The sequence below is a fragment of the Bradyrhizobium sp. 153 genome, assembly GCF_023073835.1.
Lineage (GTDB): Bacteria > Pseudomonadota > Alphaproteobacteria > Rhizobiales > Xanthobacteraceae > Bradyrhizobium.
Genome location: NZ_JADPKH010000120.1, coordinates 280,446 through 293,881, shown reverse-complemented (window position 1 = coordinate 293,881; position 13,436 = coordinate 280,446). Strand labels below are relative to the sequence as shown.

Here is a 13,436-nt window from a genome sequence, read left to right as displayed (position 1 = left end):
ACACTCTTACTTTGCTACGGGAGAGGTTTGTAACCAGTGAGCTGCGGATTTGCCTTCAGGATGGCTACTAGCCTGTCCGTATGAACCGCCTTGTTCAACATGTCGCAGGATTGCGGATCGGTCTTTTCAAATCCGGTATGATGTACACCGACAACAACGTTGTCAGCGTCGAGCACCGGCGCGCCCGAACTGCCCGCTTCGGTATCGCACCGATGCGCAAAATCTCGGGAAGCTTTCACGGTGGCAACCTGGCCGACGGACGTGCTGAGCGCCTGACAAAGGTTGCTGGACACTTTCTTCGCCTCGGCCGCTGGGTGATGAATTATCCGCACCGGTACATCGCCGGCCCGCGTTGAACGAAGGGCGAGCGGGGGCGGCGGCGCTTCCGCTCTGGTAGCTTCCAACCGCAGGATAACCAGATCGTCGTTAGGAGCCTGGACCTCAACCTCTTTGCACTTGTACTCGCGACCCACCGCGTCGCCATCCCAGGAAAAATCAACCGACGCATTGTTGCATACCTCCTTCGACCAGCGATCGGCGGTATCGCCAACAGTCCCGCCACAATGATGGTTGGTTACAAACAACACATGCGGATCGCTGGCGACGACGAAACCAGAACAGGTCCAAAGAGAAACGCCATCGATCGAATTGCCTTCGGTTGCGATCAACATGCCAACCGACTCGCCGACACGCCGGCGGTCCGCCGGTGTGTTGCAACAATGCAGGTCGTGCCAGGCCGGCACCGCGTCTTGCTTCGAATAGTAGGGCCGTTTGGCGTCCTTCGGCACGGCGACATATTGCAGTGTTTCAATGACGGGCACCTGCGAAACGGCTCCGACTACATCGAGGGTGACGGAGTTGGCAGCAAAACGATCGGTCCATTGCGACAGGCCTGGCTTCAAATGTTTGGACGAAAACGTCTGCAGTGGTCTGCCGGCTAGGTCGCGAATCGTCAGCGACCATGCGTCATCCGATGACGCGATGCTGCGCAAGTGAATCCTGACGTATCTCAGCTGATCGTCGCTCTCAAGCCGCTTGCTTTCGCCAACCTTGATGATGCGCTGCCACGGAATGAAGCGGCCGAATTCGGTTGCAATTGTTGCTTGTGTTTCGCAAGGGGTTGCAAAAACCGTATTGCAAACTGTAACGGAAAGGAAAGCCGAGACTACCAAGCGCTTGCACATTAACATCGGCCCGAGGGAAGCACTTGGTTCGATCCCTCGAAACCTGACAGTATGAATTCCACGTCGTTGATCGATATAGGCTCGGACAGCAAGGCGCCTTCCTCGTATCTAACGCGAAGCAGCGGCTGAGTTCCGACGAGCAGACCCGGTCCGTACCGTTTCACGATCGCATTCGCGCGATTGACCGGCTCATAAAAGGCGTACCAGACGGGGCCCGTGTCGGGAATTTCGTCGCGCACCAAGTGCCGTATGCGGCGTGGATCGATTCCTCCGCCCTCCAGCGGCCGACGCGACACCGGGTCGATAAACTCGATCTTGTCGCGGCACCATTGCAGGCCCTTAACGCGCTTGACGGCTTCGGACTTGACTTGGACATGATGAATACCAGGATCTTTTAGGGCTTTGTCGGCGTTGACGACACCGGTGGAGACCTTGCGCGCCAGCGCGGAGCTGGCAGGGGGGTGCACGGCGGACTGAAGGCGGACCTTGAGCTCGCGGGTGTTACGATAACGGTCGGGGAAGCAGGTCATCATCGCACCTGCAAGACCGCCCACGATCGCCGCAGCCTGCGAGGTGCCATAGGTCACAGCATACTGGGAACTGGAAGCCGTAGATGGTATGCCCGTAGCAAGGGTGCCTCCCGGCGCAGCGAGTGCGACCAGGCCTGCGGTCGAATAGTTGGCCCAATCGGCAACTTTCGCATTGCGTGTGAAGCAGTCTTCGCAAGCGGTTACCACCAGCACGTTCCTTAGATCTCCGATGTTCATCGGCGACAACCGACTGTTCGGCTGGATGTTAATTGTGCTGTTGCCTGCTGCAACAACCCAAAGCTTTTCTCCGTCCCTGATGTCCTCGATAAAGAACGGCTTGCGCAGCCGCTCGTCGAGGTCTGGCAATGGGTCCACCGTATTGCCGTTGAGGAAGTTGCTCGCGAAAACGAACAAACGTAAGCCATCATAGGCCTTTTCAGCGACTACATCGCCAAGTTGCCACTCAGTCATCTTATCGAACGCGCGCGTATCAAGCCTCGCCGCTGGCGCTAACCCGACAAAGCTGTCGGGCTGGTTGGCGCTGAATATGATTCCGGCAAGATGCGTTCCGTGATGCTCAGTTTTATTGTACGCGACCCAGGGGCAAAGTTTGGCAAATTCATCTTGTGGCGCACCAGCAGCGTTGATGACGGGTGGCTCCGGATCCGGGATGGAGCCGACAATATGCGGGTGTGGCGCGGCCTTACCGTCGACCAACACGATCTCCGGACAATTGTCCCCGGCGCATTTCATCGCACAGGCCGGCATTACCGACAGCCCGAGTAAAGATGCATAGTGCGGTTTTGGTGTTACGGCAGATATTTTCTGGCGGCAGTCGCTAAACCAGCCGTCGGGGCTAGCCGAATTGAAGGATTTCAGCGCAGGACCACCGCCCAGCGGTACCACGCGCACGCTCCGCCGGCCAATCGCTTGGTCGTAGCGCTGCAGCGACCTCAGGAAAGCGTCGTTTTCCTCCCGATCAGGGATGGCAACTTTGGTCCGGAATCCGCGGAAAACCACCTGTGTCTGCGCGCCTCGGTTGATTTCATCGGCGGCGAAGGTCTTTCTGCTGCTCACGGCCTTGTTGTAGCGATCCTCTTCGGTCGCATGCATGCGATCGAACGACTGCGAATAAGTCATCTCCTCGATCGGCAGGTCCGGATAAGCGAATTGTGTTGCCGTCCGACTTGGGAGTGACGTTGCATCTGTTTTTTCGACTGCCGGGGATTTGGCATTGAGCTTTAACAACAAGCCTTCCATGCTTGAAGTGCAGCCAAGGCGCGCGGTGCGAAAGCCAAGTAGACCTAACATCGTTCCGCAGGGGCCGACTTTCTGATCAATTTCTGCCGTCTTGATCGGCACCAAGTTGCGCTCTATCAGGGCCGTGGCGAGCCGCGCCCAGTCGTTCGGTGGATCATTGCCAAGGAACTCTATGCGATAGGATGCCATCTCGTCGGCAGCTACTGCGCCGGCGCTGAATATCGGTTCAGATAGGCATGCCATAGCAGCGGCCAGAATGCCGAGTAACAACTTACGAAGCCGCATGACCCTACCCTCCAGTTTGGTCGACTATTGTCGGGCGACAGTCTGTGGACATGGTGCGCCGGTCAGGTAGAGGCAGCGATGACCGCGCTTGTCCGAATCGCGGATAGTTAGGTCAAGGCTTCCGGCGCCGCCGCAAAAGTAATGCATGACGGAATTTGGCGTGTAGGGCGTCAGCGGCTTGTAGCTGTTGCCCTCCGTAAAGCAGCCGGGGATGTTACGGATGTGCTCGTGCCGATAGCCGAGAATGTGCCCTATTTCGTGGCGCAATACGCCCACAGGGTCAAAGCCCATCGCGGGATCGAAATAGCCAGGAAAAATGACCACTTGCCGGTCATCGTTGGGCGAACTCGGGAAAAACGCGCGGGCGATCGGTCCGCCGGCGACGTTTTCATATTTTACGACAAAGGTAGGCACATTGCCGGAGCTGACCTCGGCTTGGCTCAGTTCGACAAAGGAGATCGCGCATTCGGGGCACGCTTCCTGCCATTCGACAGCCGCTTTTCGGAAATTCTCCTCGGCGGTACGCGCTGCAGCAACGCTTGGAAATGTATTAGCTTGGACGTGATAGGTCATCCGCCGCCGCGCCGGCGCTGCGAGATAGTCCAATCGGCCGCCAAACACATTGACGATCAGCTCATCCGAACTGACCTGGTTGGCCTGCGGCGTCCGCAGCCCCTTCAGATAGGTTTCGAGTTCGCTGCGAGACAGCAATATGTCCCCTTCGACCAGGTACCTTCCCGACCCTGGCGGGACCTCGATCAGCGTGGCTACTAAAGCGTCGACCTTCGCTTTATTGCTCGGATCGGTCACAGCGGCTTGATAGATATGACGCTGTTGTTCCGACTCGCTTTGTGCAATGCCGGATGTTGTGAGCGCAAACGACCACGTAACGGCCATAAGCGCGCAAATCGATAATGCTCTCATAACGAGCCTCTAATTGCTTGATGGTATAAATTCGTCGTTGCAATGCGATCCGGACGCTCTTCACGCGATCCGACGATGAGCTTCGGACAGCGTAATCAAAGGTCCGGCACATTTCCATTGTACATCAGACAAACACAAATGAAAGTTGTATTTTAGAACGATAACCAGTTGAATAGACCACCTCGGGAACTTGCGAACTTTGGGGGAGGCATGCGGCGCCGGGACTTTGTGCAATTACTTTCGTTGCTGCCGGCGGCCGCTTGGGTCGGCCGGCCGGCGCTTTCGCAGGTCGCTTCGAATTCGGCGGCGACACGTCGGCTGATCGATATCCACGCGCATGTCTTCAACTCAACGGACCTTCCCGCCCGGCGGTTTCTGAAGATCGTTTTCCTGCACAAGCACCCAGAACAGGGGACAGAAAACGTGCTCGCGCTGGGCAACAACGACGTGCTCGATTGGCTCATCGAACTTTTCATCCGGATCACCAGTGGTCGTGCCCCGGACGCCCGAACCGAAATCGCGTTGCTTGACGGCTTGGGGTTGGCGGACAATGCGGCGCGAGATTTCAACGCTGCGAGTGCGATCACGATTGAGCGCGTTGCTGAATTTCTGCGTGAGCCCCCGCCTTCCCCGTCTTCTCTAGCGCGACAGCCGGGATCGGCTGCCGGGGCCGCGGCCCTGAAGGGGGCTGTATTGCGAGCAGGCGGCGTGCGCCACGAGGATTTCTCGGCAGCTTCGACTGATACGCAGGCCGCGGCCCGAAACGCCTTCAATTCGAATTTCGACGTAGGCGTATATTTGCGCTGGTTCACGCTGTTCACTATGTACCGTCATGCGTTGGTGGATCACCTCGCGGACTATCACAAACGGCAAGGCTATGAACCCATCCTGTTGGCGCCGGCCCTGGTCGACTACTCAAAATGGCTCGGCGAGGAGGTGGCCTCGCCGCTGATGGACCAAGTTCAGGTGATGGGTCGGATCGCTCGTCGGCCCGATGGTCCGGCCGTGCATGGCTATGTGTGCTATGACCCACTCCGCGAAGTGTTTCACCGCCGTTTCTCGGAGCCAGGACCAGCGCCGCTTCAGATCGTACGAAGGGCGATCATTGAGCACGGCTTCCTAGGCGTAAAGCTTTATCCGCCGATGGGTTTCAAGCCGACCGGCAATGCCCGCGGACAGCAATATCCACGCGAGATCATCGAAAAGTTGAACCAGAGGGTCAGCGCTGACCTGAACCGCGCGATGGATGATCTCTTTGCACTTTGCACGAATTTGTCGGCGTCGATCATCGCTCATACCGCCGAATCCAACGCAGCTGGCCCCGACTATGCGCGGAGAGCTGATCCGGCGCACTGGCTGCCGGCGCTGCGGAAATATCCGTCGCTGCGGCTCGCCTTCGCTCATTTCGGCCGCTTCTCCTATGTCTCAGTAGGCGCGCCACGAAATTCCAAAATGCCGGAAAGCAGTTGGGAGTGGACATTCGGCCGCACGATTGCGGAGGATCGCAACAAGCCGCTGTTCGCAGATTTGAGTTACTTCTCCGAAGTGCTGGAGGAGGGGAATGCCGCGAAGCGCCGGCAACTGAGCCAAACGATGAGGCGCTTCGTTCGGACATTCGATCCGGACGTCCGGCATTTATTGTTCGGTACCGATTGGCTCATGCTTGGCGTCGAAAGTCGGCATGATCGTTATCCCGAGGCTCTTGCGAAATTCCTGCGCGACGACTGCGGCTTCAATGCCGACGCAATGGCGCAGGTTTTCTATGGCAACGCCGTCCGATTTCTGGGGCTTGGCCGCGGCGAGCCAGTGCGGGAAAGACTCGCGTCCTTCTATAAGGACAACAACTTGAACGACAGCAGATTGGCCGCGTTTGACCAAAGCTAGGACGCGCTTGTTATGTCGATAAGCGATATCGAGGCCACGAGGCACAGAACCCCGCACCCCGTCTTTCTCGGTCCCGGAAGCATCGCGTGTTCGGCGCCGTCAACGGAAGAGAAGACGTCCACTATGATCGGGCACATGAAGGCCAAGGTCCACCTCGGTCGCTGCTATATCAAAGGTCGACGACCAGATTTCGTCGCACTGGACGCACTTGCATTCGAGGCCGCGCACATACTGGTCGAAGTAGGCCCGCGCAGACCTTGCCGGCTAGGGCCTCGTAGCACGTTACTCGCATGCCGGCCGTAGAACTCCACCCCATCTGTCCTCCATCGGGGAAAAGCCAATCCAACTAATGATGGTGCTCGCTACCGACGTTTGAAACCGAAGCGCACGCCCTCTCCTAGGAGGTCCAGCACTCCATCAGCTTCTGCACTCAGCGGATTCGGCAGAACGTCGATGCGGGTATTCGCAGGGTCATGGGGATCCGCGACATAGATGATGCAACAGCGGATGGTCGACCTAAGTTTGGCGGCATCCCTGGCCGCCCTTACCTCCGTTTCGCCCATCTCGAAACGTTGATGGTCTCCCAGACTAGCTTTTACCTCGATCTGCCAAGTTTGCCTGCGATATTCGACCACGAAGTCATAGCCCGCACTATCCGTGCCCTGCTTGCCCAGTTGTCGAAAACCATTCTCTGACACCCATGCCTTATCGATGTCCTGAGTCGGCAATCGTTCCTTGAGCCAATGGTAGACAACCAGTTCGCCAAGTCGGCCGATCATATCCTTCTTCGGTTGCGGAATTTGCGAAGTATGCTGTCCAGATGCCTTCCGGGGGCCCGATCGGTTCCATTGATTCGAAGTTCCCTGGTTGACGGGGGCGAGATCGGCGAGCCTGCCAAGGGTGGCCGTCTTGATTTGCTTTGAAAGATTTGTCTCGATCTCACTTGAGATTAGCGTCCAGTTGGCGCCGACGGGATCAACGTTGCGACCATTGAAGAGCACTGAACGCGCCTTCGTGGCCACCCTCACTGCCTCTTCGAGCGCCTTCTTGGTCTCTGCTTCAACGTCCGTGACCTTTATTCCCAGAGCTTCACGGTCCAGCGTTGGCTTCATTCCGCCAGGCCAAAGCTTGAGCACGTCGCACCATCTCAACAGAGCGGCATCGTCCAGCCGTCGAAAATCGACGACGCCAGCAGCCTCAAGTACGCTGCGAAGGCCGGATTCCGCCGTTAACGAGTTAAGCCGCTGATAATCCGCGGGCTGCGCACCAGGTGCGGACGATAGGCGCGGCCGAAGCCGAAAACTTCGCAATGGCGATGACGTTTACGGAACGGACTTGCGACACAGGTTCGAGGTCGTATTCATTGCTACCGAGAGGGTGAGCGCCTTTCGCCCTCAACCACTTCGCGACCTGATCGGTGATCAGGTCGTCCGGGACTAATCGATGAACCGGCAGCCAGGCGGGATCGGCTGGGATCTTCCTGATCTCGTCTTTTGAACGTGCGTAGTCGTGAGCTGAAGCAAAGCCTGTCAAGATCGGCGCGACGGCGTTGCGTAACGCATCAATGATCGAGATTTCATTCTCGATCACAAAGTTCAACACCTGCGAGGCATGCAGTTCGGGGTAGGTGTCAAGTGTGCCACCAGTCGCGGCGAGGCTCGCATTGAATGCCGCAAAATCGAGATCGAGACGTTCTCGGAACTGATCGATACTGAATGATTGCCGCGAGACCTCGATCAGCTCGTTAGCCGTAAGCGTGCCTAAAACCAGAAGTTCCGCTAGTGCGGCGCTCAACTTCAGGGGGGCGCCACCAGAACTTATCTCGGCCATTCGAAATGAGTCGAGCGCTTCGGGGCCGCCGACCATATGGACTGCTGCCCTGATCCATGGAAGTCTTGTATCCAGCCTTTCGCTTAAAAGATAGAAGCTTCTTCAGCTTCGCGTTCTCGTCTTCCAGCGCCCTCAGCCGCTTCGCCTCTGAAACGTCCATGCCGCCGAATTTGGCCTTCCAAATGTAGATCGTTGCTTCCGAGACCCCGTGCTTGCGAGCCAGGTCGGCCGTCTTTGCTCCAGCCTCATGCTCCTTCAACACCGCGATAATCTGCTCTTCTGTGAACCTTGCTCGCTTCATCTGTCCGTCCTTCTTCGGGCCGGACTCTAACTCCTTCTGGAGGAAATACTCAGTGGCAGGTCAAAACGAGTTGATACAGATCCGCGCCTCGCTGGTTATCGGAATAGAGTCGTCGCGGTTGCCGGTGGAGGACTTGAAGGAGAAGATGCAGATCGCAATCACGCGGTATGGGGATTCGCACCAGAGTCCAGTGAGCCTCCGCCTGGTCAGGCGGATTTGTTCGATTTGCTCATTACTACGGACGTGCTGGCAGAAGGAATGAATCTCCAGCAGTGCCGCAATATCCTGAACTACGATTTACCTTGGAACCCGATGCGACCTGGTTCAGCGCCATGGACGCATTGATCGTATTGGTAGCCCGCACCCGCGCGTATTTCTCCGCACGGTTTTTCCCGCCGACCGCTTGGACCAATTGCTTGCGCTGGAGGCGCGAATACTTCGAAAACTTACGCAGGCGGCAAAGAGTATCGGTGTTGGCACGTCACCGGTACACGGCGCGGATTCCGGAGAACAGGTCTTTTCAGAGACCCGCTCCGAGATTGAAAAGCTTGCTCAAGAAGACCCCACCTTGTTTGAGCAGGGCGGGACTGCCTCAGCGGCTCAAACTGGTGAAGAATATCGGCACAGGCTCCGTGCGGCTCTGCAGGCTGACCGCGAGGCGATCGTTGGACTGCCTGGGCGGGCGGGGAGCGGATTTCCAAAGGAGAGTGCCTCAGGCGTGCTCTTTTGCGCGGAAGTTGAATTGTCTGAGGGACGGCGCAACTTCCTCAGGTTTGTGCCTGCCACCCATGATTGGCAGCCACAGCAAGATGTCGATGCGATTGTTCGCGAAACAGGAGCATGTCTTCGCATTATTGACTGCACGGAGGACACCACGCGGCAAGTTCCACCGGAACTCGGCGAAGGCGTGTTTGCGTTTTGGAATGCCGCACGTGCCAGTATTTTGACTGAGTGGGACGAGCTCGCAGATCCGGCTAATCTTCAGCCCCAGGTTCGTCTGCTGAACAGACAGGTTGCTGGATTCATTCGAGCTCACCCTCCAATCGATACCGATTTGGAAAAAGTGAACAAGGCGCTCGACATCTTGGAAGCTCCGTGGCCCAGGCGCGAGGAAGGCTTGTTGAGAGAACAGTTCCGCGACCGAGCTGGAGCAGCCGTGGGACGAAGTCTCAGGCTGATCGAGTGGATATTGGCCACGGGTCTTGAGCGCTATACGGCGCCGCCTCCACTGCCACCGATAACGGAACAGGATTAAGGCTCGTGTGCTGGATGGCTATCACGGCCGATTGAACACTGCGAGCACTGAGAGATCAAAACTACCGGGGGACATCGTGGCGGACGAGCTAACAAGAATACCAGAGCGACGAGTGTGGCTTCGCGCCTTCTGGGGTTTCGGTCCAGAGGACGGCGGCTATCTTGGTTTCACCAACGAGGGAAACCGGGACCGATTTATTCGTGAATACCAAGACGGGGATCTGGTTTTGATCTACGGCGCTGATCAAGACCAGACGCGACCGGAACAGCGTCGACAGTTGCTTGGATTTTTAGAGATTGAGCCCGTACCGATCGTAGATTCTGAGCGTTCGTCGGAAGCAGAGCGGCACAGAAAGCTCGAAAATGGTTGGAAGGACCGATGGACATACGCCGTGCCTGTCAAGCGAGCATGGCGAGTAAATCGCAGGATTGAGGCCCACAATCTCGCACGCACTACCTTTGCGACGCACAATCCAGTTTTGATTGCCTCCCGGTGCGAGTTGCTTACCCAAGACGAGGCTGAGCGAGCATTGGCGTTGCCAGTTACGCCGGCCAATGTGTACGGCGAACCCCCGCTTCCGTTGACTGAGACACAAGGTGAGGCGGAGCTACGCAGGTTCTTTCAGCCTAGTGCGGGTGTAACGCCAACGTTCGGCGACCGAGCCTTCACGATCGAGGATGGTGAAAATCGCCTCTACGTTCTGAAGCTAGACGGCGATGTAGCTAGTTTCCTTGGCCGAAGCAGTCATGAGACCATCGGCAAGGTAATCGTAAAAGTGGGACATGCCAAAGAGCCGAAGCAGCGTTGTGCAACTCACAACGCGCATCTGCCGACCGCGTGTGCGTTTCGTTGGACGGTCTCATTGATTTCCAGACCCTTCCCTGGCGGCGAACAGGCCAAATCCGCTGAGGACAATCTGAAGAAGATGTTCAATGATCGATTTGAAAGTCTGGGCGGAGAATTTTTTTGGGTGATGAGGATTCGATATCCTCAGCCTTCTCTGAGGCGTCCAGAGCGGTCAGTTTCGTGATCTCCGGTTCGAATCGATTACGGTATGTCTGATACTTGGGCTGTAATCACGCCCGCCCTAGACCCCGTGTGAAACGAGCACATTTGTAATTCGAAGTAGGACAGCGCTTCCCTTTCCAGGAAAATTGGCAGAAATCTTGAGCTTCGTTGAGTCACAACTAACGCGGCTTCCTAGTCAGGCTTTGTTTTGCAATCGCGTTGAGCGACCTAGGTAGAAGCTGATTGACCGCAGGTTCGACCGCTTCCTCGCTCGCTCTCGGCTGAACCTTCATCGTCGAAAAGCCCTTAAATTCTTTGGAGCTTGTAAGCGCTTGCTTGTCGTCTGTGCAAACCGTCCCAGGCTCTGCCTTGCAAAAACACCAGCCCGTTGCGGTCATGGTATCGACGTCATCCAGCCCGTCGATAACGATCTGTCCGTTTGTCTCGCAAGCTTTGCGATTATCGAATTCCAAGGAAGTACTGCTTTTGAATGTCCATACGCTCTTAGCCTTGCGCGTTGGGGCGTCCAAGTGCGGAGCAGGAGGAGTGGTAAAGAACAGAAGCAGCAGAATGTACTTCACGATCGAGCCTATTTTATTGGAGAATCCGAAGATTTCGCAGCGTTGTGTCCAATTGGATGGTGTCGCCGCGGCGCTGCGCTTGCTGCATGCTGGTGAGCGTCGCGCTGTTAGCGGTGCTTGAGCTCTTTAAGCCATTCACGGGAAGCGTCGTGACGCTGTAGTGCACAGGAGGCGGATCCAATGGCAAAAGCGAAATTTGAAGTTGTTCGTCGATACTATAACTGCCTGCGACCGATGCGGACGGGGTGCCGACGGGAAAAAGATAACTATAGCTTCCATCACCGCTGAACTTGATCGTTATCTGCGAATTGAAGGTGGGCTTGTCGATTTCTGCGACGGGATTCAGGTCCATCGCCGATGCGGTCCTAATCAGCCATTCTCCGACCCGGAGATTTTGGCTTAGAGCATTGAATGTGGGAGCCGCATTTTCGCATGGAAGCGCTTTGGAGAAGATGAGTTCCCGGGATTTCATATTATAAGTGACACCGCTACTACGAGCACCTTTGACGTCGCCACCCGACCCAACTCCGTAGGTGTGGTTGCCGTTCTTCCCGGAAAATGCGACACCGGCCGAGATGCCTGTGTCGACTCTAGGCAACAGCGCAACTGTGATAAGCCATTGTCGCGCCTTGAAACGTGCGAATTGGGGGTTGTCGAGATATCTTAAAGATCCCTGGAGCTCGCAGCTCGCGTTCAACAGAATTTCCCGAATAGGAAGATCCGTGTCTGGCGGCAAAGTCGGGATATAACCACACCCCGCCAACGCAATAGGAAAAGCTGAAATAAATCCCAACCTTGTGCGCATTGGTTATCCCCCTTGTGCAACCGTAGAGCGTAATCCTCGCATTGTAAACTATTGAGCTGGAATGATGGCCGGCCGTCCTGAGAAAGCGGCAACATGGGCTCGTCGAAGAATTCGATATATTGAAGCCAGCTGGTGAACCAGATGCCCCGGCGTCCAGCCACATATTCTAGCATGGAGCTAGGTTCAGCGAGAGTCGGTCGCGATTCAGATAGGACCAAAGTACTCTATAAAGCTGTGACTAATTGGGTCCCGTCTCCGACCGCTTAGGCTTCACCGCCGCTGCGGATAAGGGCTCGGCAATCGTTGGTCATTTGGAAAATAGAAACGGGCGACGCTAAAGTACTTGAGCAAGTCGTGGACGATGCCCACAATGAAGCGTTCAACATCTGCAATCAAACTACCTCCTGGGTTCGGGTGGTTGTTCTCGCAGCAAAAGCTTGCACAATTGGTATAGCTCTTCGTCGAGGTGCATGGGCAAGACGTCAAGCCTGCGATTGTAGTGTGTCGGGTCGTACCGTTGTTTTGTGCCCTTGATCGTGAATTCGCGGTCGGCCAAGGAATTAAAGATAGAGTGGATAAACTCAGTTTCGTGTACTCCAATGGAGCGGGGCGCTTGGGCAAGAAGCTTTCTAAGGCCAGTACGTTCATTCGTAATTTCGATGTGCGTGGCTCGTCGCAAACTCTTAAGGAGCGCTGGTACAAACAGCTCGTCGTCAATTTCGAGCTTGGGGCAATGATTTCTAATTCGATCAAGCATGGTCAGGAGGGCAACATCCCCGAGAAAGCGATCGTTAGAACATCCTCCGATGTCGGCGTGGACTCCGGGGATCCAAATTTGTTCCAAGACTTGGTCGTCCCGCGACTTGCCATCCCAAAGCAATGGTGAAAAAGAGGGGTTGCGGTCGTCGTCGATGGCAAGAATCTGTACCGCGCGTTCGACCGAGTTATCTAACGTCAGTGAGTTGAATCTCACCTTGCCGAACAAATTCATTCGATCCCAGTCTGATCCAGCAACAGTATCAAAGGCACCCAAGAACTGGACAATGGGGCGCGTCCCGTGGAGTTGCGACTCAAATTTTTGGAAAAGATCTGCGCGGTTCTGCGAGCTAAGCTTCTTGCTTGTAAAATGCCTCCATAATTCAGGAAATCGGTCGAGGAAGTCAGCGGGCAGGAGGCCGGGGTGCGAAATTAGACCGCTCAGCGCTCGTGCTGCCGCAGCACCTCGTGAAAAACCAAACAGATAGATTTCGTCTCCTTTAAGAAAGTTCGATGCTAAGTTAACGTACGCCTCGATAACGATTTCATCGAATCCCGCGCCGGTAGCTGCCGACAGACGGTCGCGCCTCGTGCCTACGCCGGAAAAGTAAAATGTGATCTGGGGGATACCCGAAAACCCGTAGGTGAACGCGCGATTTAAGCGAAACACGTTTGTAGGAATCACGGCCTTTGCACCAGCAGCTACATTGCTGCTGCCATCGAAAAAAAACATTAGGCGTCGTGACACTTGGGCTTCTCAGTGCTGGAGACAATCCTGTTGGAAAACCGCAGCGTCCGGTAGTGCATTCTAGGGTTGAATATGCTCCCTTGGA

Annotated in this window: 11 protein-coding genes and 1 pseudogene; 3 read left to right on the top strand and 9 right to left on the bottom strand. The window is 56.0% G+C overall.

All coding sequences use genetic code 11. The features are described from left to right. Positions 1 to 14: 14 nt before the first annotated feature. From IVA91_RS29220 to IVA91_RS29210, 3 genes are read right to left on the bottom strand one after another with little or no spacing between them, the layout of a single operon-like run. The gene (locus IVA91_RS29220) at positions 15 to 1,184 is read right to left on the bottom strand and encodes a serine protease (protein WP_247459751.1); all 1,170 of its coding nucleotides are present in this window, start codon (positions 1,182 to 1,184) and stop codon (positions 15 to 17) included. Continuing rightward, positions 1,184 to 3,259 (bottom strand): S8/S53 family peptidase, encoded by a 2,076-nt coding sequence (locus tag IVA91_RS29215; RefSeq protein WP_247459749.1) that lies wholly within the window; start codon positions 3,257 to 3,259, stop codon positions 1,184 to 1,186. Before IVA91_RS29215 ends, IVA91_RS29220 begins: the two co-directional genes overlap by 1 nt. A gap of 24 nt (positions 3,260 to 3,283) precedes the next feature. After that, complete coding sequence (locus IVA91_RS29210) at positions 3,284 to 4,183, bottom strand: hypothetical protein (protein ID WP_247459746.1); 900 nt, start codon at positions 4,181 to 4,183, stop codon at positions 3,284 to 3,286. Positions 4,184 to 4,393: 210 nt separating this feature from the next. Here IVA91_RS29210 and IVA91_RS29205 point away from each other — a divergent pair, with 210 nt between their 5' ends. Further along, positions 4,394 to 6,067 carry an amidohydrolase family protein gene (locus tag IVA91_RS29205; protein ID WP_247459744.1) on the top strand — a complete coding sequence of 558 codons (1,674 nt, stop codon included), beginning with the start codon at positions 4,394 to 4,396 and terminating at the stop codon, positions 6,065 to 6,067. A gap of 362 nt (positions 6,068 to 6,429) precedes the next feature. Here the strand turns inward: IVA91_RS29205 and IVA91_RS29200 are convergent, their stop codons facing one another. The 3 genes and pseudogenes from IVA91_RS29200 to IVA91_RS29190 form a co-directional block, all read right to left on the bottom strand. Further along, positions 6,430 to 7,179, bottom strand: coding sequence for a DUF3883 domain-containing protein (locus tag IVA91_RS29200; protein ID WP_247459743.1), 750 nt, complete (start codon positions 7,177 to 7,179; stop codon positions 6,430 to 6,432). Positions 7,180 to 7,303: 124 nt separating this feature from the next. Continuing rightward, complete coding sequence (locus IVA91_RS29195) at positions 7,304 to 7,933, bottom strand: hypothetical protein (protein WP_247459771.1); 630 nt, start codon at positions 7,931 to 7,933, stop codon at positions 7,304 to 7,306. A gap of 55 nt (positions 7,934 to 7,988) precedes the next feature. Continuing rightward, a pseudogene (locus IVA91_RS29190) lies at positions 7,989 to 8,198 on the bottom strand (transposase); the annotation flags it as partial. Between the two features lie 403 nt (positions 8,199 to 8,601). Here IVA91_RS29190 and IVA91_RS29180 point away from each other — a divergent pair. Together IVA91_RS29180 and IVA91_RS29175 are read left to right on the top strand one after the other, a co-directional pair. Next, positions 8,602 to 9,453 carry a hypothetical protein gene (locus IVA91_RS29180; protein ID WP_247459740.1) on the top strand — a complete coding sequence of 284 codons (852 nt, stop codon included), beginning with the start codon at positions 8,602 to 8,604 and terminating at the stop codon, positions 9,451 to 9,453. A 112-nt stretch (positions 9,454 to 9,565) separates the two neighbouring features. Next, positions 9,566 to 10,483 (top strand): hypothetical protein, encoded by a 918-nt coding sequence (locus IVA91_RS29175; protein ID WP_247459739.1) that lies wholly within the window; start codon positions 9,566 to 9,568, stop codon positions 10,481 to 10,483. 157 nt (positions 10,484 to 10,640) lie between these two features. Here the strand turns inward: IVA91_RS29175 and IVA91_RS29170 are convergent, their stop codons facing one another. The 3 genes from IVA91_RS29170 to IVA91_RS29160 all read right to left on the bottom strand — a co-directional run bounded on the left by IVA91_RS29170 (position 10,641) and on the right by IVA91_RS29160 (position 13,336). Then, a complete protein-coding gene (locus tag IVA91_RS29170) occupies positions 10,641 to 11,042 on the bottom strand; it encodes a hypothetical protein (RefSeq protein ID WP_247459737.1) in 402 nt (133 codons plus the stop codon). Positions 11,043 to 11,055: 13 nt separating this feature from the next. Beyond that, the gene (locus IVA91_RS29165) at positions 11,056 to 11,847 is read right to left on the bottom strand and encodes a hypothetical protein (protein ID WP_247459735.1); all 792 of its coding nucleotides are present in this window, start codon (positions 11,845 to 11,847) and stop codon (positions 11,056 to 11,058) included. A gap of 397 nt (positions 11,848 to 12,244) precedes the next feature. Beyond that, on the bottom strand, positions 12,245 to 13,336 hold the full coding sequence (locus IVA91_RS29160) for a DUF2235 domain-containing protein (protein WP_247459733.1): 1,092 nt from the start codon (positions 13,334 to 13,336) through the stop codon (positions 12,245 to 12,247). Positions 13,337 to 13,436 lie beyond the last annotated feature (100 nt).